Raw genomic sequence first — 19,541 nt, 5'->3', positions numbered from 1 at the left:
CCCGCAGGCATTTAGACATTAATCCGTAGTGATGGGGAGATCGTTTCTGCTTCCCCATTCTGACCATGAGCCGTCATACAGGCGCACATCGTTCACCCCCAGGCTGTTCAGCGCCAGAATGACGACCACGGCAGTCACGCCTGAGCCGCAGCTGGTGACGACAGGTTTGGTGAGATCAACGCCCTGCTGCTCAAAAATCGCCTTCAGCGCTTCTGCTGATTTAAGCTCGCCGTTTTCTGTCAGCGCATTCCAGGGCACGTTCAGGCTGCCGGGAATGTGCCCGCGATGCAGGCCTGGCCGCGGCTCATCAACTTCACCTTTAAAACGGTTAGCCGGTCTTGCATCAACCAGCTGTGCGCCACCTTCATGACTAATCAGCAGTACGTCTGTCAGGCGCAGCACCACGTCAGGATCGAAGCTGGCGTCAAATATCCCTTCAGGCAGGCTCACTTCCCCTTGCTCCAGCGGTAGCTCTGCCGCTTTCCAGGCTTGCAGGCCGCCCGCTAAAATGGACACGCGATCCACCCCAAACTGTTTCAGCATCCACCAGGCGCGCGGCGCCGAAAAGAGATTGCCTTCATCATAAACGACAAGGTGTTTATCGCTGCTGACGCCCAGTTCGCGCATGGCAACCGCAAAGTTTTCCGGGCGCGGCAGCATGTGAGGGTAGGGGCTGGTGCGATCGGAGAGCGCCTCGATGTCAAAAAAAGGGGCTGAAGGCAGATGCCCGGCCCGATATTCGGCATGAATGTCACGCACATTTTCCATGCCCGGCGGCAGCATGCGGGCATCAATTACCTGGAGGGTGTCTTCAGAAAGATGTTCTGCCAGCCAGTCGGCAGTCACAAAGAAAGAGCTGGTCATAGCGGCCTCGCTGTAAGTGTGGAGGCGGTCAGTGTCAATCATCTCAGCAGGCTTCACAAGAGGGAGTGGCTGCGCAACCCGGCAATTTCTCCTTTTGAGTGATGGAATTTCTCCTTCTTAAACCCACTGTAGTCCCGATGAGCCAGGGAAAAAATAGCCCCCCGCCGGGTGGCAGACTGGCCTGGATGGTCATGATAAGCAACAAAGCGTAAAAATTGGGCGAAAGGCGTTAAAAAAACAGGGGATTACCGATCGTTTTTTTAATGAATTGTTGATTCTCCGATAGGCAAGCCTGGCGATGCCCCCTATAATCGGCGCCATTTTCCGGACCGGGGAACCTTTTCACCGGCTACACTCGACATCAACAGAGGTCCATATGACTATTGAACGTACTTTTTCCATTGTAAAACCAAACGCGGTGGCAAAAAACGTGATTGGTGCCATCTTTAACCGTTTTGAAAGCGCAGGCTTCAAAATTGTTGGCTGCAAAATGCTGCACCTGAGCAAAGAGCAGGCTGAAGGTTTCTACGCTGAGCACCAGGGCAAGCCTTTCTTTGACGGCCTGGTTGAATTTATGACCTCCGGCCCGGTTGTGGTTTCTGTTCTGGAAGGCGAAAGCGCCGTTCAGCGTCACCGCGATCTGATGGGCGCAACCAACCCGGCTAACGCGCTGGCGGGTACCCTGCGTGCCGATTACGCTGACAGCTTCACCGAAAATGCAACCCACGGTTCAGACTCTGCGGAATCTGCGGCCCGTGAAATCGCCTATTTCTTCGGCGAAGGCGAAATTTGCCCACGCACCCGCTAAGTTTGTTGTATCAGGCGAATCGCGCCGGGCGTTTACAAATTATTTCGGTAACGCGCTTTAACCTGTAGCGACACGCTTGTACAATAATGCGCCCCTGATGAGAGCATACTCAGCAGGGGCGTTTCATTTATAGCCTTTTAGTCTCCGTTTGCAGCGAGCGCGTCAACCGCGCGGCCAGGCTGGATGCGCCCTGTGGCTGCACCATAACCCGGCGTTCTGCAAAAAAAGATCTGAGCGGTATAATTTATCTATCCCCAGCGCCATAACGTGTAATAACGAGGCCAGAGAATATTATGTCTGAACAAAATGTGAATCCGTCATCTGTCGATCCCATCGTCATCGCCACACCTGCAAAAGAAAAAATCAACCTGCTCGATCTCAACCGCCAACAGATGCGGGAATTTTTCGCCAGCCTGGGTGAAAAGCCCTTCAGAGCCGATCAGGTAATGAAGTGGATTTATCACTACTGCTGTGATGATTTCGATCAGATGACCGACATTAACAAAGTCTTTCGCGGCAAGCTGAAAGCGCTGGCGGAAATCCGTGCGCCGGAAGTGGCGGAAGAACAGCGTTCGGCTGATGGCACCATCAAGTGGGCGATCACCGTTGGTGGTCAGCAGGTCGAGACGGTCTACATCCCGGAGAAAGATCGCGCGACGCTGTGCGTTTCCTCTCAGGTGGGTTGTGCGCTGGAATGCAAATTCTGCTCAACGGCCCAGCAGGGCTTTAACCGCAACCTGCGCGTTTCTGAAATCATCGGACAGGTCTGGCGCGCGGCGAAAATCATCGGCGCCTCCAAAGTGACCGGACAGCGTCCGATCACCAATGTGGTGATGATGGGCATGGGCGAACCGCTGCTTAACCTGAACAACGTTGTTCCTGCAATGGAAATTATGCTGGATGACTTCGGCTTCGGGCTCTCCAAACGCCGCGTCACCCTCTCCACCTCAGGCGTGGTGCCGGCGCTGGATAAGCTGGGTGATATGATTGATGTGGCGCTGGCCATCTCGCTGCATGCGCCAAATGACACAATTCGTGACGAAATTGTTCCCATCAATAAAAAGTACAATATTGAGACTTTCCTGGACGCGGTCAGCCGCTATATTGCCAAGTCGAATGCCAATCAGGGCCGGGTAACAATTGAGTACGTTATGCTCGATCATGTCAACGACAGCACGGACAACGCGCATGAGCTGGCTGCCCTGTTGAAGGACACGCCATGCAAAATCAACCTGATCCCCTGGAACCCCTTCCCGGGCGCGCCTTATGGTCGCAGTTCGAACAGTCGCATCGATCGCTTCTCTAAAGTGTTGATGGAATATGGATTTACCACTATTGTGCGTAAGACCCGCGGCGATGACATTGATGCTGCCTGCGGTCAGCTGGCCGGTGAGGTGATTGACCGCACCAAACGCACGCTGCGTAAGAAAATGGCGGGTGAAGCCATTTCTGTGAAAGCGCTCTGAAACTCACGCATCCGCGTTGAGGACGACTGTCAGCCCTGAAATGATTGGCGTACTATTATTCGCCAGTTAACACAGGAGGCAGTATGCACAAGGGATTCGTGCCGGGGGTGATTATGCTGGTACTGACGGGCTGCGGTCCGTCAGCACCGCGCAGCGAACTGGCGCAGACGCGTCTACAGTTAGGTCTCAGCTATCTGGCGCTTGACGAGCTTGCGGCGGCAAAGCGGAATTTGCACCAGGCGGTAGCGCTGGCCCCCGAAGATTATCGTACGCGGCTGGCGATGGCCCGCTATCAACAGCGTACCGGTCAACATGAGGCGGCCAGTGAAAGCTACCGGCTTGCACGCGTTCTTGCACCGCAAAACCGTGACGTTATCAATAATTACGGTGCGTTTCTCTGCGGTTTAAGGCAGTATGATGCGGCTCAGCGTCAGTTCAGTAAAGCCGCTGAAATATCGGGAAAGGGCGGGCGCGGAGATGCGCTTGAAAATGCCGGATACTGTTATCTCAATGCGGGAGAGCAGCAGAAAGCAAAAGCCGCCCTGCTTGAAGCGACAAAGCACGATCCGGACAAGGGCAAGGCGCTGTTGGCCGAAGCCGAAAGGCGATTTGGAAAGAGAGAGTACGCGTCCGCGCGGCTCCTGACAGATGTATATCAACACAACTTTGCTGCCTCGGCAGAAAGTTTGTGGTTAAAGATTCGCTTCGCCGCGCTGGCGCAGCAACCGGTGGCCCTGAAGCTTGCCGGTGAAGCGCTGGCGCGAAATTTTCCACAATCGATACAGTACCTGCATTTTTTAGCTAATGAATACTGAAGCCACCGAAGATAAATCCGCAGTAAATTCAACAGGCGAGCGCCTGCGTGGCGCCCGTGAACAACTGGGCCTCACTCAGCAGAACGTTGCTGAGCGCCTCTGCCTGAAACTTTCCACCGTCCGTGACATTGAAGAGGATAAGTCGCCAGCCGATCTGGCCTCGACCTTCCTGCGGGGTTATATCCGTTCTTACGCGCGTCTGGTGCATGTGCCAGAAGAGGAACTGCTGCCGATGATGGCGAAGCAGGCGCCCGTTCGCGCGGCAAAAGTGGAGCCGATGCAGAGTTATTCCCTGGGAAAAAGGCGCAAAAAACGGGACGGCTGGCTGATGAGTTTCACCTGGCTGGTGCTGTTTGTGGTCGTCGGTCTCACCGGAGCCTGGTGGTGGCAGAATCATAAAGCGGCTCAGGACGATCTGGTCTCAATGGCCGATCAAAATGGCACCGCAGATGATAACAGCCAGTCTATTTCGCTGACGGATAACAGCGCCGCCACCACGGAACCGGCAGAAACGGCACCGGCTCAGGCCGCGCCAGAGCAGGCGCCAGCGGACAATAGCGCCGCTGCGACCAGCCAGCCACTGCCGACCACGCAGCAGCAGCCCGCTGCCGTTTCACCCTCTCAGCCAGCGGCCGATACGGCCACAGCAGGCAACGCTGGTGTACAGATGCCGACCGGTTCGGCCAGCGTCAGTGCGCCGGCAGCCGATGCCAATGCGCTGGTCATGAACTTTACCCAGGACTGCTGGCTTGAAGTGACTGACGCCGCCGGGAAAAAACTCTTCAGCGGGATGCAGCGCAGTGGTGATAAACTCAATCTCACCGGCACAGCCCCCTATCGCCTGAAGATTGGCGCGCCGGGCGCTGTTCAGATCCAGTATCAGGGTCAGCCGGTTGATCTGAGCCGTTTTATCCGTAGCAACCAGGTTGCTCGCCTTTCAGTTGGTGCGCAATAACGCATCTTCCCTGTCGCGAGTAATTGTGGAGAAAGAATATGCATAACGAAGCACCCATTACCCGTCGCAAATCAACGCGCATTTACGTCGGCAAGGTGCCTGTGGGCGACGGTGCGCCGATCGCCGTCCAGTCCATGACCAATACGCGTACCACCGACGTGGACGCGACCGTCAGCCAAATCAGAGCGCTTGAGCGCGTCGGCGTGGACATTGTCCGCGTTTCTGTTCCCACCATGGATGCCGCAGAAGCGTTTCGCCTGATCAAGCAGCAGGTCAACGTTCCGCTGGTAGCCGATATCCACTTCGACTATCGCATCGCCCTTAAAGTGGCTGAATATGGGGTGGACTGCCTGCGCATCAACCCCGGCAATATCGGTAACGAAGAGCGGATCCGTCAGGTTGTTGACTGCGCACGCTATAACAACATTCCTATCCGTATTGGCGTGAACGCCGGCTCGCTGGAGAAGGATCTTCAGGAAAAATATGGCGAACCGACACCGCAGGCTCTGCTGGAGTCGGCGATGCGTCACGTCGATCATCTGGATCGCCTCAATTTCGATCAGTTTAAAGTCAGCGTTAAAGCGTCCGACGTCTTCCTGGCCGTCGAGTCTTATCGTCTGCTGGCGAAACAGATCGATCAGCCACTGCATCTGGGGATCACCGAAGCGGGCGGCGCGCGGGCAGGATCCGTTAAATCCGCTATCGGACTGGGTCTGCTGCTTTCTGAAGGCATTGGCGACACGCTGCGCATTTCACTGGCGGCCGATCCGGTTGAGGAAGTCAAAGTAGGGTTCGATATTCTGAAGTCCCTGCGTATCCGCTCCCGCGGCATCAACTTTATCGCCTGCCCAACCTGTTCCCGTCAGGAATTTGACGTGATCGGCACGGTGAATGCACTGGAGCAGCGTCTGGAAGATATCATCACCCCAATGGATGTCTCTATCATTGGCTGCGTGGTGAACGGACCTGGCGAAGCGCTGGTGTCGACGCTTGGCGTGACCGGCAGTAACAAGAAAAGCGGCTTTTATGAAGACGGCGTGCGCCTGCGCGAGCGGCTGGATAATGATGACATGATTGACCAGCTGGAAGCGCGTATCCGTGCTAAAGCGGCGATGATGGATGAATCCCGCCGTATTAACGTACAGCAGCTGGAAAAGTAACCTGACGCAGCGCGGGGAGGGCAAGCGCCTCCCCGCGAGCATTAACTCTGACGACGCGGGGTTATCCCGGCGTCCATTCCACAGTGTGAGATAAACGTAGTGGCGAAGAATATCCAGGCTATCCGTGGCATGAACGACTACCTGCCAGCGGATACCGTAGTATGGCAACGTATTGAACAGATCCTCAAGCAGGTGCTGGCCGGCTATGGTTACAGTGAAATCCGCCTGCCGATTGTAGAGCAGACCCCGTTATTCAAGCGCGCCATCGGTGAAGTGACCGACGTGGTTGAAAAAGAGATGTACACCTTTGACGATCGTAATGGTGAAAGCCTGACGCTTCGTCCTGAAGGTACCGCTGGCTGCGTACGCGCCGGCATTGAACACGGTCTGCTGTACAATCAGGAACAGCGCCTCTGGTACATCGGTCCGATGTTCCGCTATGAGCGTCCGCAAAAAGGGCGCTACCGTCAGTTCTATCAGATTGGGGCTGAAGTATTTGGCCTCCAGGGGCCGGATATTGATGCCGAGCTGATTATGATGACCGCACGCTGGTGGAAAGCGCTGGGCATCGCCGATCACGTTCGCCTGGAGCTGAACTCTATCGGTTCGCTGGAAGCGCGCGCCAACTACCGCGATGCGCTGGTGGCTTTCCTTGAACAGCATCAAGAGGTGCTGGACGAAGACTGTAAACGACGCATGTACAGCAATCCGCTGCGTGTGCTGGACAGCAAAAACCCGGATGTCCAGCAGCTGCTGAACGAGGCGCCGGTGCTGGGCGACTATCTGGATGCCGAATCCCGTGAGCACTTTGACGGCCTTTGCCAGCTGCTGGATGACGCCGGTATCGCCTACAGTGTGAACCAGCGCCTGGTGCGCGGCCTGGACTACTACAACCGCACCGTGTTTGAATGGGTGACCAGCAGCCTGGGCGCACAGGGTACGGTGTGCGCTGGTGGCCGTTACGATGGCCTGGTCGAACAGCTTGGCGGACGTGCCACGCCGGCGGTCGGTTTTGCTATGGGGCTGGAACGTCTGGTTCTGCTGGTGCAGGCGGTTAATCCGGAATTTGAACCGACGCGCATTGTCGATGTCTACGTTATCGCTTCAGGTCAGGGCGTTCAGTCCGCTGCCATGCAGCTGGCGGAAAAGCTCCGTGATGCCGTGCCGTCCCTGAAGCTGATGACCAACTTTGGCGGCGGTAATTTTAAGAAGCAGTTTGCCCGGGCGGATAAGTGGGGTGCCCGCGTGGCGCTGGTACTGGGTGAAGACGAAGTCGCGAACGGCGAGGTCGTTATTAAAGATTTGCGCAACGGCGAACAACAGACGCTGGCGCAGCGTGATGCTGCAGCGACGCTGACCGCGATGCTGCAACAGCCGATCGCGGGTTAAAGGAGAGGATTTGCGTGGAAGTATACAGCAACGAAAATGAACAGGTTGACGCGGTTCGCCGCTTTTTTGCCCAGAACGGTAAAGCGCTGGTTGTCGGCGTCATCCTCGGCGTGGGCGCGCTCGCGGGCTGGCGCTACTGGAGCAGCCATCAGGACGGCAGCAGCAGAGAAACCTCATCCGCTTACCAGAAGGTCTCATCAGCGCTGGACGTGAGTAAACCGGCAACGCTTGATGCGGCCGCAAAATTTGCCAGTGAAAATAATAATACTTACGGTGCGCTGGTCTCTCTCGATTTAGCGAAGCGCTATATTGATGGCGGTAAGCTTGATAAAGCGGCAGAGCAGTTGAAAAGCGGCCTGCAGGATACCAAAGACGCTAATCTGCAGGCGGTAATGAATCTGCGCCTGGCGCGTATTCAGCTTCAGCAGAAGCAACCGGACGACGTACTGAAAACCCTTGATAGCATCAAAGGTGACGGCTGGGCGGCTATTGTGGCCGATGTGCGCGGCGAAGCGCTGCTTAGCAAGGGTGACGCGAAAGGCGCCCGTGAGGCGTGGAGCAAAGGCATTGCATCTGATGCTTCTCCTGCGCTGAAAGAAATGCTGCAAATGAAAATGAATAATCTGCCGGCCTGAGCCCGGCAGTTAACATTGCCTCAACGGGCTTAAGAGGGATTTCATGGAATTGCGTAAAATACTTCTGCCGGGACTGATTTCAGTTACCTTACTTAGCGGATGTTCATGGTTCAGCGGCGAAGAAGATGTGGTTAAAATGTCGCCGCTGCCGAAGGTGGAAAACCAGTTTACGCCAGAAAAAGTCTGGAGTACGTCCGTGGGCAATGGCGTGGGTGAGTTCTATTCAAACCTGCACCCGGCCTGGGCTGACAACACTGTTTACGCCGCCGATCGTCACGGCATCGTTAAAGCACTCGATGCGGGCGACGGCAGTAAAAAATGGGAAGTGGATCTGGCTGAAAAAACCGGCTTCTTCTCTAAAAATCGTTCCGCGCTGCTTTCCGGAGGCGTTACCGCTGATGGCGGGCACGTTTATCTTGGCAGCGAGCGCGCCCAGGTTTATGCCCTGAACAGCAGTGATGGATCTGTCGCCTGGCAGACCAAAGCCGCAGGCGAAGTGCTTTCCCGTCCGGTCGTCAGCGACGGGCTGGTGCTGGTGCATACCAGTAACGGTATTCTGCAGGGCCTCGATCAGAACAGCGGCGGCGTTAAATGGTCAGTAAATCTTGACGTGCCGGCGCTTTCCCTGCGCGGTGAATCTGCACCAGCCACCGCGTTCGGTGCCGCCATCGTCGGTGGCGATAACGGCCGCGTCAGCGCCGTGATCCTCAATCAGGGCCAGATTATCTGGCAGCAGCGTATCTCTCAGCCGACAGGCGCGACCGAAATCGATCGCCTGGCCGACGTCGATATGACGCCGATTGTTGATAACGGCGTGGTCTATGCGCTGGCGTATAACGGCAACCTGAGCGCGCTCGATCTGCGTTCAGGACAGATTTTATGGAAACGTGAAATCGGCTCGGTAAAAGATATGGTGGTGGATGCCGGACGCATCTATCTGGTCGATCAGGACGATCGCGTGATTGCGCTGAGCACTGAAGGTGGCGTGACCATCTGGCGTCAGAGCGATCTGCTGCACCGTATCCTGACTTCACCGGCGCTCTATAATGGTTATCTGGTTGTTGGCGACAGCGAAGGCTACCTGCACTGGATCAATACCACCGATGGTCGCTTCGTTGCGCAGCAGGAAGTGGACAGCTCCGGCTTCCAGACCGAACCCGTGGTTGCCAGCGATAAACTGTTAATTCAGGCGAAGGGCGGCGAAGTTTACGCGTTTACCCGCTAAATCCGTCATCTTACCTACAGCAGATAACGGCTCCTGATTCGTCAGGGGCCGTTTCGTTTTTCTCAGGGCGTGGTATCCTTTACGCCGTCAGCCTGACCTGTGGCCGTTTTTTTTCTGCCGCAGCTCGTAGATCAGGCGTTTATTTTTGTCATGAGGCTTCAATATGGTACCTGTGGTCGCGCTGGTCGGGCGTCCCAATGTGGGAAAATCCACCCTTTTTAACCGCTTAACCCGCACGCGAGATGCGCTGGTGGCGGATTTCCCGGGCCTGACCCGTGACCGTAAATACGGTCGCGCCGAGGTTGAAGGGCGGGAGTTTATTTGTATCGATACCGGCGGTATTGATGGCAACGAAGAGGGCGTTGAGACGCGCATGGCCGCACAGTCCCTGTTGGCGATCGAAGAAGCTGACGTGGTGCTGTTTATGGTCGATGCCCGTGCCGGTCTGATGCCTGCCGATCAGGCGATCGCCCAGCATCTGCGCAGCCGTCAGAAACCTACCTTTCTGGTGGCCAACAAAACCGATGGCCTGGATCCCGATTCCGCCGTAGTGGATTTCTACTCGCTCGGCCTGGGAGAGATCCATCCTATCGCCGCCTCACATGGACGCGGAGTTACCAGCCTGCTTGAGATGGTTCTGCTGCCCTGGATGGATGATGTCGCACCTGAGGCTCCGCTGACCGAAGAAGAGGAAAACGAAGCCTACTGGGCGGCGCTGGCCGCGCAGGAGAGCGGCGAACTGCCGGAAGAGGAAGAGGATGACTTTAATCCGCTCGATTTGCCGATTAAACTGGCGATTGTCGGACGTCCTAACGTCGGCAAGTCAACGCTGACTAACCGCATTCTGGGTGAAGATCGCGTAGTGGTATTTGACATGCCGGGCACCACCCGTGACAGCATTTATATTCCGATGGAGCGTGATGGTCGTGAATATGTGCTGATCGACACCGCTGGCGTGCGCAAGCGCGGCAAGGTGACCGAAACCGTTGAGAAGTTCTCGGTGATCAAAACGCTTCAGGCGATCGAAGATGCTAACGTGGTAATGCTGGTCATTGACGCGCATGAAGGCATCTCCGATCAAGATCTGTCGCTGCTGGGCTTTATCCTTAACAGTGGTCGCTCGCTGGTGATTGTCGTCAATAAGTGGGATGGTCTGTCGCAGGAAGTGCGTGAAGAAGTGAAAGAGGCGCTGGATTACCGTCTGGGCTTTATCGACTTCGCCCGCGTGCACTTTATTTCCGCGCTGCACGGTAGCGGCGTCGGCAACCTGTTTGAGTCGGTCACGGAGGCTTATGACTGCTCAACGCGCCGCGTGAGTACCTCCCTGCTGACCCGTATCATGAATATGGCGGCTGATGACCATCAGCCTCCGCTGGTGCAGGGGCGCCGCGTTAAGCTGAAGTATGCTCACGCCGGGGGATATAACCCACCGATTGTGGTGATACACGGAAATCAGGTGAAAGACCTGTCGGATTCCTACAAACGCTATCTGATGAATTATTTCCGTCGTTCGCTGGAAATTATGGGAACGCCGATCCGCATCCAGTTTAAGGAAGGCGATAACCCGTTTGCTGGCAAGCGTAATATGCTGACGCCAAATCAGCAGCGCAAGCGCAAGCGGCTGATCAGCCACCTGAAGAAAAACAAACGCTAATCCGAAAGGGGCCTCACCGGCCCCTTTTGTTTTATACTGATGGCAGGTGACACAGGAGAACGCTATGAAAGAATTATGCCCGGAATGCCAGCATGTACTGATTGCCGGCGAGGGCCGTTTCCATTGCGAAGGCTGCCAGCGTAGCTATGGCATGCAGGCGGTCTGCCCCGATTGCCGACAGCCAGTGCAGGTGCTCAAAGCCTGTGGCGCAGTGGACTATTTCTGTACCAACGGCCACGGCTTAATTTCCAAAAAACGGGTAGAATTTGTCCCGCTGGTTGAAACGCTTTAAGGGAGTATTTTCGCCAGAGCCGTTGACGGCGGCTTTTTATCCGAAAATCCTCTGCACAGCCCCCCAGCATTTTAGCTTTGCAGGCGCGAAGCCCATGGCTTTATCGTTTGTTAGTCTCCAGTTCCCAGCTCGTATCACACAACTGACACCCTCAGTCCCTTTCTGCTCAATTCGCGCTCTGTAATATCCACAAATAATGTGTAAAGGTTCCGGGCTAATCCTGAGCCTGAATCATCTCCTTTCTATGCGTTGTATAAGCGCAGTAAGTCTGTTTCTCCTGTTCTTACGTAATCCAGATACACCACATGACCGCAGATGTTTGTTAATTTTATGTTTCATAAATAATGTACCGTATGGTACAATTTTTTCTTCGCTGAATGCGGCCAATCCCGCTTTAATGGATGTGTAGCCGAGGTTTCAGCTGATGAACCCCGGGAGCTTTCCCGGTTGATTTGTTAATGAAAATAAGTGTCTGAAGAATAATGATCATTTCACGCCATACCCGATCTTGCTCAACATTGAGGATGCGAAGAATGGGCATTGTTCTGAAGTCTCGTTTTGTCCAGGAGTAGTAAAGCCATGACTCAAAAAAATACCCGGTCCTCTAAATGGCTGGGTTTGTGGTGCGTTGCGCTGGGGCTGGTTCTGCTGGCTACCGGTCTTTTCTTCGTTATCGGCGGAGGAAAGCTGGTAGCGGTAGGAGGTAGCTGGTATTTCGTGATTGCCGGGATCGTTACCGTGCTCTCTGCGATACAGCTCTTCCGCCGGAAATCGTCCTCCGTTTTCCTTTTCGCCGCGGTATTTGTCGGCTCAGCCATCTGGGCGGTGATGGATGCGGGGATCGATTTCTGGCCGCTGGTGTCACGCCTGATGACGCTGGCTGGCCTGCTGCTGGTGGTCGTCGTTACGCTTCCTGCATTGCGCAGGCACGAAGGAAAAACCGCTGCTGCCAAACCTGCTTATGCAACCGCCGCCGTCGTGGCTGCCGGCATGGTGGTGACTTTTGTACAGATGTTCCAGCCGCATTCGCCGCTAACGAATGACAGCGAGCTACCGCTGAAGCCGGTTGATAAAGCCGCTGAGCAGAAAAACTGGGATAACTATGGCAATACGCCGGGCGGCAGCCGTTTTGTCGCGCTGGATCAGATTACCCGGGATAACATCAAAGACCTTAAAGTGGCCTGGACCTACCGTACGGGCGACATTCCTGAAAGCCCAACCGGCAACGGCGCTGAAGATCAGCAAACGCCGCTGCAGATTGGCGATGTCCTCTACCTCTGTACGCCGCACAACAACGTAATCGCGGTGAATGCGGATACGGGCAAAGAGATCTGGAAGCATGAAGTCAACGCTCAGGCGGAAGTCTGGAACCGCTGCCGTGGACTCGCTTACTTCGATGCCACTAAGCCGCTGACGCAGCCGACTGTGCCTGGCTCCACGCCGGTGTCGCAGGTAACCCTGCCGGCAGGCGACAGCTGCCAGCGCCGTCTGCTGATGAATACCATTGATGCACGTCTGATTGCAGTGAACGCGGATAACGGCGAGCTGTGCCAGCGCTTCGGTAACAATGGCGAGGTCGATCTGAAAGCGGGACTTGGCGATGCGCAGGATCCTAAATATCAGCTGACTTCTGCACCAACGCTGGCGGGAACAACCGTCGTGGTGGGCGGTCGTGTTGCGGATAACGTTCAGACCGATATGCCTGGCGGTGTGATTCGCGGTTTCGATGTTGTGACGGGTCAGATGCGCTGGGCGTTCGATAGCGGCAATGAAAACCCGAATGCGGCATTGCAGTCAGGTCAGCATTATGCCCGCAGTACGCCTAACTCCTGGGCGCCAATGTCCTACGATCCGGCAATGAACACGGTGTTCATCCCGATGGGGAGTTCATCAGTCGATCTGTGGGGCGCGAACCGCAGACCGCTGGACCATAAATATGGTGCCTCGATCCTGGCGGTGGATGCCACAACGGGACAGGAGAAGTGGCTCTATCAGACCGTGCATAACGACCTGTGGGACTTTGACCTGCCGATGCAGCCAAGCCTGATCGACTTCCTACAGAAAGATGGCACGACCACGCCTGCGGTAGTGATCGGGACGAAAGCCGGGCAGATCTACGTGCTCGATCGTCTTACCGGTAAGCCGCTGACGGAAGTGAAAGAAGTTCCGGTTAAAAAAGGCAACATCCCGGGTGAAGCCTATCCTGAGACGCAGCCCAAATCCGTAGGTATGCCGCAGATTGGCGCTGAAACGCTGACAGAATCGGATATGTGGGGCGCGACGCCGTTCGATCAGCTTGCCTGCCGCATCGCCTTTAAATCGATGCGCTATGACGGTCTCTACACCGTGCCGGGTACAGATAAATCGCTGAGCTTCCCGGGTTCGCTGGGGGGTATGAACTGGGGCAGTCTCTCAACTGATCCTAACAACAACCTGATCTTTGTGAACGATATGCGTCTCGGTCTCTGGGTACAGATGATCCCAGCCAATACCGATGCGATTTCACGTGGCAGCAACGGTGGGGAAGCGATTAACACCGGCATGGGCGCGGTTCCGCTTAAGGGGACACCTTATGCGGTCAACAAAAACCGCTTTATGTCACCGCTGGGTATCCCTTGCCAGAAGCCGCCTTTCGGTACGCTTTCTGCCATCGATATGAAAACGCAGAAGCTGGTCTGGCAGGTTCCGGTAGGCACCGTGCAGGATACCGGACCCTTTGGTATCAAAATGCATGCTCAGATGCCGGTCGGTATGCCGACACTAGGCGGCACGCTGGCCACGCAGGGCGGTCTGGTCTTTATCGCCGGTACGCAGGACTACTATCTGCGCGCCTTTGATACCTCAACCGGAAAAGAAGTCTGGAAAGCCCGTCTGCCGGTAGGGAGCCAGGGTGGACCCATGAGCTATAAATCGCCGAAAACCGGTAAGCAGTACATCGTGATTTCAGCCGGTGGCGCACGCCAGTCGCCGGATCGCGGTGACTATGTGATCGCTTTTGCGCTGGATAAGTAAGCTAAAAGCAAACACTGAAATATAAAGACGCTTTTTGCGTCAGACTGCACCCCAAAAGTTGGTTATCCAACTGAGTAAGGTGCAGTTTTTTTGTGATTAAGCCAGTAGATCCGCTACGTTACTGACGTTTTAACCGTTCCACAGAATAGTTTTCCTCAAAGTTACTTCTGAACGGATTGATATCAAGGCCACCTCTGCGCGTATACCGGGCGAAGACTGTCAGTTTGTCGGGCTTACAATAGTGGCTGATATCACAGAAAATACGTTCCACGCACTGTTCATGAAATTCATTATGCGTTCTGAATGAAACGATATAGCGAAGTAACTTCTCACGGTCTATTTTTTTACCTTCATATTTAATAATCACGCTGCCCCAGTCTGGTTGATTTGTTACCAGGCAATTAGATTTCAATAAATTTGAAGAGAGTATTTCCGCTACGGCTTGATCAGATACTGAGTGCTGAAGATGATCGGGATTGAAAGCGTAATTATCAATCAGGATATCTAAATGGTCAATGCATTCACCGGGAAGCGCCGCTGTAATTGCAGGGTAATGTTCGAGATCGGTATAAAGTTTTACCGTTACACTGCCTTTTGCCGCTGACGACAAGTCTCTCTCAAGAGTAGTGATAACGCTTTCAGGTGTAGAAAATTTTGTCTGATTGAAACTGTTGAGGTAAAGCTTAAACGATTTCGATTCGATCAGAGCGAGGCTGGTCGCGGGTATAAAAAATTCCGCAATTGCCACCACCGGCTTACCTTTATCATTCAGCCAGGAAAGTTCAAAACCTGTCCATAGATCGAAACCTGCAAAAGGCAGGCTTTTTGAATTTATTTTTATCTCATCCCGACCACGTGCGCGTGGGAGAGATTCAAGCAATTCTGGGGCGTAATGCTGGACATAATCACTACTTTTCCCTAACAGGGTGATTTCCTTAGTTTCCACAGTTATTCCTTTACTCAGTTAGATTGACTGGCTTGTGTATATATCGTCTGAAAAGCGATCTTGTTGCGTATATAGGTCCTACGCCAATAAGTGCATAGATCAATTTGATGATAAATTGTGAAATGATCATTGCCTTAATGGTATCTGTGCTGAGGACATTATAAAATGCCAGCGTGCAAAATATGATGCTATCAATTGCAGATGCAACTACCGTGCTGGTAATTACGCGGATGAAAAGATACCTTGAGTTAGTTAACTCCTTGATCTTGCACAGGAGCATTGAGTTAATGTTTTCTGATATCAGGTATGCTGAAGATGAAGCGAAAAGTACCGCAATAATACTTTCAACAAATTTGCTGTAGGAGATATCAAGCCCCCATTCTGCCAGTCCAGGCAGAAGGCTTGTCGCCCAAAGGCCTGTTACGAAAAAAATGTTTGAGAGTAATGAAAGAAAGATGGTTCTTCTGGCCATCCTTAAGCCATAAAACTCATTAATAATATCAACAAGAATAAACGAAAGAGGATAGAAAAATATTGCAGGTGGAACGATAAAATGTACTACAGGAATCAGGATAGGCTTTACGCCACTCACCGTGCTGAGAATGTAAATTACAGTTAGTGCGATGCTTATTATCAGATAGGCATACCAGGAGCGTTCATGTCTGTCACTAAGATCGTAAGATGTTACCGTATGTTTGTCCCCGTAAAAGCGACGGTAGAGCGCTTTTAGTTCATTCTTATTGAAGTCATCAGCTATTTCGCTACTTTCAAGATCTTCTAATCCTATACTGATATGTTTCCCGGTAGCAAGAATCATAACATTTGCTGTGATAACATCTGATCGATTAAATCCAATAAGTTTAAATTTTTTATTTCCATCCATGTCTGTATTATCCTTAAATATCTTCCATTTATAAAATTCTACTGAATCCTTTCTTCTATAATCGATCCTATAAAAAGATCATCAGTACAAAGAGTCCTTATTGATTTATCGCCATCCTTTTTTAGGAATAAACCTTTTCCTTCAGAGTGAAACAGTTCCAGCTGTTTGTTAACCGACAATGACTTGCGTTTTATGATCAGTATGTCTCCAGGGAAAAAAAGATTATCTATTTTATTTTCTACCTGCAAAGCAGCCACATTTGATACATCGCCAAAAAACCACGTCACAGGATATTGGGTCACAAGGTTTCCAATTCTGCTTTCGATCTTTGACAAGAAGTCGGATTCTGGGATGATGGGTATGGCGGCAGGGTTTTTATTACCGTCTGGAGAAAGCGTTTTTTCGATCAACTCAATATGTTCTAAATCGTGATTTTCGATAACGTCACACGTAACCCCAAAGAAATCAGCTATACGGGTTATCGTTGAGCGATGGACGTTGTTCACCTTGCCGTCCAGAATTTTGTATAACGTTGCGCGAGTGACGCCAGTCCGATTAGCGAAGGAGACTTTTGTCTCACCTCTACTTTTCATTATGTACTCTATATTATTGATTATATTTTCTTTTCTTTGCGTTCCTGATGCGCTCATTAGCCCGTTATTCCACATATTCTCTTACAGTGAATACTATAAAGAAATTTAACAGGAATCAATGAGCATGTCCCTAAAGTTTACATAAAAAGAGACAAAACGACCGTAAAACTGATCTTGTATAATTTTCATATATAATCAAGTAGTTGCGATAAAAAATCTAAATTAAGATACATTTTAACCTTGTTAATGTATCTTTTTTATTGACTTTACCAGGTTGCCAGGATTAAGTTACTTACATAAGGTGATATTCCACCAATAAAAAATATTAATTATTAAATTTTATCCTTCCAGCACCAGGGAGCCATAGGTTTATATCCAGCAAGTAGCAATATATCCTTCGAATTAACATTCGGTATTATATGGGCATGATGTTGAAATTCATTTTATCCTAATCTGAGTTGGTGTTATCAGGGCGGCGGTTAGGTTCTTCTGCTTACTAATACTTTTGGTTTTTTAAGCTTGTTTTTTACAAGGTATATGGCAATAATTGCCCGTTTTTAAAGGGACGTATTTACTTTATAAAACTAATAGTTTTTCACGATTTTGTCATGGATGACATCAAGTATGAACTTTTACTCACTATCTCACAGTAATAAATATTCTCTGCTGTCGGTTTTTTCAGTTCTGGCACTTTCTGCCATTATCCCTTCGCTCCATGCCGCCCCCGGCGATGAGCAATTTATTCTACAGCAGCAGCGCCAGCAGGCGCTGGAAGAGCAGCTGACACCGCCCGTTCCCGATGTGCGTTTATCCGCGCCAACGGCGGCTTCTGGTCAAATCGCTTTTCCGGCCGAAACACCCTGCTTTCGGATTGATGACGTGACGCTGAGAGGCCAGGAGGCGCTGCCGCACTGGCTGCCATTGCAAAAGCTGGCGGATCAGGCGGTCGGAAAATGCCTTGGTAGCGGGGGAATAAACCTGCTGATGAGTTCGCTGCAAAACCGGATTATTTTCCACGGCTGGACAACCACCCGCGTACTTGCGCCCTCGCAGGATCTGAAAAGCGGACATCTGCAACTGCTCATCCTGCCAGGCAAAATCCGCCACGTGGTCATGACGGCGGACAGCAGCCGCTGGTTCTGGCCCTACAGCGCTTTTCCCGCCCATGACGGCAATCTGCTGGATTTGCGTGATATTGAACAGGGGCTGGAGAACCTGCAGCGCCTGCCAACCGTTCAGACGGAGATGGAAATTGTGCCGGCGGAGCAGCCGGGCGAAAGCGATATTCTTATTTCCCGCCGGCAGAGTAAGTTCTGGCGGCTTGGCCTGTCGCTGGATGACGCCGGTACCATCGCTACCGGGCGCTACCAGGGCGGGCTGACGCTCTCGCTCGATAATCCGCTGGCGCTCAGCGATCTGTTCTGGTTTTCGCTAACCCACGATTTACAACCCGGCGGGGAGAAGAGCAATCAGAACCTTAGTGCCTGGTGGTCTGTACCGGTGGGGTGGTGGTCACTCTCATTGACCGGCAGCGACTATCACTATCACCAGACGGTCGCTGGCCTGACGGAAGATTACCGTTATGCGGGCAAAAGCCAGAGCCTCGGCGCTCAGCTCAGCCGGGTGCTGCACCGTAGCAGCGCGCAAAAAACCACCCTGACTTACGACGTACAAACCCGCACCACCCGCAACTTTATCAACGATACCGAAGTGGAAGTGCAGCGTCGCCACGTCTCCTCATGGAAGGCGGGGTTGCAGCACCGGCACTATATCGGCCCGGCGACGCTGGATGCAGGGATCAGCTATCAGCGCGGTACCCGCTGGTTTGGCGCGCAGCCTGCGCCGGAAGAGCTGTTTGGTGAAGGCACGGCGCTCGGCCGCATTCTGCGTACCGACGCCCGCCTGAGCCTGCCGTTTACGCTGGCTGGCGAGCGCTTTCGCTATGACGTGGCCTGGCAGCGTCAGACCAGCAATACGCCCTTAACTACCCAGGATCAGTTTTCCATTGGTGGCCGCTGGACGGTAAGAGGTTTCGACGGTGAGCGAACCCTTAACGCCGATCGCGGCTGGATGGTGCGCAACGATTTCTCCTGGCAGTTACCACTGGCAGGAAGCGAGTTTTATCTTGCCGCCGATTATGGCGAAGTGGCCGGTAAGGGAACGGAATATCTGGTGGGGAATCATCTGACCGGCGGTGCGGCAGGGCTGCGTGGCAGCCTCTGGAAGGTCAGCTATGACTTCTTTGCTGGCGTGCCCTTTTCCCGGCCGGAAGGGTTCAAAACCAGCCCGGCCACCTTTGGCTTTAGCCTGAATATGGATATCTGACCATGCGTTATGAAGGATTAACGGTACATGCGCCGCTGATGCTGGGTGGAGAAGATGGTGAGGCAGAAATACTGGGCGCTGCCGTCTGGCTGTGGATGCATTCGGATATGCACCGGGATGCGCCGCTGCATGTACTGCCGGTGGTGCTGCTGCCGGTAATCAAACGCCGCCAGTACGTACTGGTACAGGAAGGCGACCGTCCGGTTTTTTTTCTGAGCTGGGCGTGGATGGATGAAAGCGCGGAGCAGCGTTACCTCAGCGGGCAGGTGATCACCCTGCCTGAGGAAGATTGGTGTTGTGGTGAACGGATGTGGTTCCGGGACTTTATTGCTCCGTTCGGCCACGCATCGCAGATGTTTCGTCTGCTGCGCAATGAAATTTTTCCTCATCATATTGCCCGTTCGCTCTGGCACCGGGGCGGGGAGAAGGGCAGGCGTATTAAAACTTTTTATGGCAGTCGGATCACTGTCGATGCGATCCGGCAATGGAAGCAGGCGCATCCTCTGAGCGTTGCCTGAC

General features: G+C 53.2%; 17 protein-coding genes. 13 read left to right on the top strand and 4 right to left on the bottom strand.

All coding sequences use genetic code 11. The features are described from left to right. Positions 1-18: 18 nt before the first annotated feature. On the bottom strand, positions 19-864 hold the full coding sequence (sseA, locus tag EA20_RS0102820; protein ID WP_024965387.1) for a 3-mercaptopyruvate sulfurtransferase: 846 nt from the start codon (positions 862-864) through the stop codon (positions 19-21). 376 nt (positions 865-1,240) lie between these two features. On the opposite strand from sseA, the gene ndk reads away from it, so the two are divergent. The 11 genes from ndk (at position 1,241) to EA20_RS0102765 (ending at position 14,275) form a co-directional block, all read left to right on the top strand. After that, positions 1,241-1,672, top strand: a complete 432-nt coding sequence (gene ndk / locus EA20_RS0102815; protein ID WP_024965386.1) for a nucleoside-diphosphate kinase — start codon at positions 1,241-1,243, stop codon at positions 1,670-1,672. A 293-nt stretch (positions 1,673-1,965) separates the two neighbouring features. After that, positions 1,966-3,138: a bifunctional tRNA (adenosine(37)-C2)-methyltransferase TrmG/ribosomal RNA large subunit methyltransferase RlmN gene (locus EA20_RS0102810; protein ID WP_024965385.1), complete on the top strand. Its 1,173-nt coding sequence runs from the start codon at positions 1,966-1,968 to the stop codon at positions 3,136-3,138. 83 nt (positions 3,139-3,221) lie between these two features. Then, entirely contained in the window at positions 3,222-3,953 is a 732-nt protein-coding gene (pilW, locus tag EA20_RS0102805) for a type IV pilus biogenesis/stability protein PilW (RefSeq protein WP_024965384.1), read from the top strand. Next, positions 3,943-4,908, top strand: coding sequence for a cytoskeleton protein RodZ (gene rodZ, locus EA20_RS0102800; RefSeq protein ID WP_024965383.1), 966 nt, complete (start codon positions 3,943-3,945; stop codon positions 4,906-4,908). The genes pilW and rodZ overlap by 11 nt, the downstream gene beginning before the upstream one ends. A gap of 38 nt (positions 4,909-4,946) precedes the next feature. Then, a complete protein-coding gene (gene ispG, locus EA20_RS0102795; RefSeq protein ID WP_024965382.1) occupies positions 4,947-6,068 on the top strand; it encodes a flavodoxin-dependent (E)-4-hydroxy-3-methylbut-2-enyl-diphosphate synthase in 1,122 nt (373 codons plus the stop codon). 99 nt (positions 6,069-6,167) lie between these two features. Beyond that, positions 6,168-7,457 carry a histidine--tRNA ligase gene (gene hisS, locus EA20_RS0102790; RefSeq protein ID WP_024965381.1) on the top strand — a complete coding sequence of 430 codons (1,290 nt, stop codon included), beginning with the start codon at positions 6,168-6,170 and terminating at the stop codon, positions 7,455-7,457. A gap of 14 nt (positions 7,458-7,471) precedes the next feature. Then, positions 7,472-8,092 (top strand): YfgM family protein, encoded by a 621-nt coding sequence (locus EA20_RS0102785; RefSeq protein ID WP_024965380.1) that lies wholly within the window; start codon positions 7,472-7,474, stop codon positions 8,090-8,092. A gap of 43 nt (positions 8,093-8,135) precedes the next feature. Beyond that, positions 8,136-9,317, top strand: a complete 1,182-nt coding sequence (gene bamB, locus EA20_RS0102780) for an outer membrane protein assembly factor BamB (protein WP_024965379.1) — start codon at positions 8,136-8,138, stop codon at positions 9,315-9,317. Positions 9,318-9,480: 163 nt separating this feature from the next. After that, positions 9,481-10,971 (top strand): ribosome biogenesis GTPase Der, encoded by a 1,491-nt coding sequence (gene der / locus EA20_RS0102775; protein ID WP_024965378.1) that lies wholly within the window; start codon positions 9,481-9,483, stop codon positions 10,969-10,971. Positions 10,972-11,035: 64 nt separating this feature from the next. After that, positions 11,036-11,263, top strand: coding sequence for a zinc ribbon domain-containing protein (locus tag EA20_RS0102770; protein WP_024965377.1), 228 nt, complete (start codon positions 11,036-11,038; stop codon positions 11,261-11,263). Between the two features lie 579 nt (positions 11,264-11,842). Next, complete coding sequence (locus EA20_RS0102765) at positions 11,843-14,275, top strand: membrane-bound PQQ-dependent dehydrogenase, glucose/quinate/shikimate family (protein WP_024965376.1); 2,433 nt, start codon at positions 11,843-11,845, stop codon at positions 14,273-14,275. Between the two features lie 118 nt (positions 14,276-14,393). Here EA20_RS0102765 and queF read toward each other — a convergent pair whose 3' ends face one another. From queF to EA20_RS0102750, 3 genes are read right to left on the bottom strand one after another with little or no spacing between them, the layout of a single operon-like run. Beyond that, the gene (gene queF, locus EA20_RS0102760; RefSeq protein ID WP_369699773.1) at positions 14,394-15,221 is read right to left on the bottom strand and encodes an NADPH-dependent 7-cyano-7-deazaguanine reductase QueF; all 828 of its coding nucleotides are present in this window, start codon (positions 15,219-15,221) and stop codon (positions 14,394-14,396) included. A 10-nt stretch (positions 15,222-15,231) separates the two neighbouring features. Further along, positions 15,232-16,104, bottom strand: coding sequence for a queuosine precursor transporter (locus EA20_RS0102755; protein WP_024965374.1), 873 nt, complete (start codon positions 16,102-16,104; stop codon positions 15,232-15,234). A 38-nt stretch (positions 16,105-16,142) separates the two neighbouring features. After that, positions 16,143-16,754: a helix-turn-helix transcriptional regulator gene (locus EA20_RS0102750; protein WP_024965373.1), complete on the bottom strand. Its 612-nt coding sequence runs from the start codon at positions 16,752-16,754 to the stop codon at positions 16,143-16,145. A gap of 567 nt (positions 16,755-17,321) precedes the next feature. On the opposite strand from EA20_RS0102750, the gene EA20_RS0102745 reads away from it, so the two are divergent. Together EA20_RS0102745 and EA20_RS0102740 are read left to right on the top strand one after the other, a co-directional pair. Then, positions 17,322-19,022 carry a ShlB/FhaC/HecB family hemolysin secretion/activation protein gene (locus EA20_RS0102745; protein WP_024965372.1) on the top strand — a complete coding sequence of 567 codons (1,701 nt, stop codon included), beginning with the start codon at positions 17,322-17,324 and terminating at the stop codon, positions 19,020-19,022. Between the two features lie 2 nt (positions 19,023-19,024). Continuing rightward, positions 19,025-19,540, top strand: a complete 516-nt coding sequence (locus EA20_RS0102740; protein WP_024965371.1) for a toxin-activating lysine-acyltransferase — start codon at positions 19,025-19,027, stop codon at positions 19,538-19,540. The last annotated feature ends 1 nt before the right edge of the window (position 19,541 follow it).

Origin of the sequence: Pantoea sp. IMH (assembly GCF_000599885.1) — a bacterium.
Taxonomy (GTDB): Bacteria; Pseudomonadota; Gammaproteobacteria; order Enterobacterales; family Enterobacteriaceae; genus Erwinia.
The sequence above is the reverse complement of the archived record's forward strand: the minus strand, read 5'-3'. Positions and strand labels throughout refer to the sequence as shown.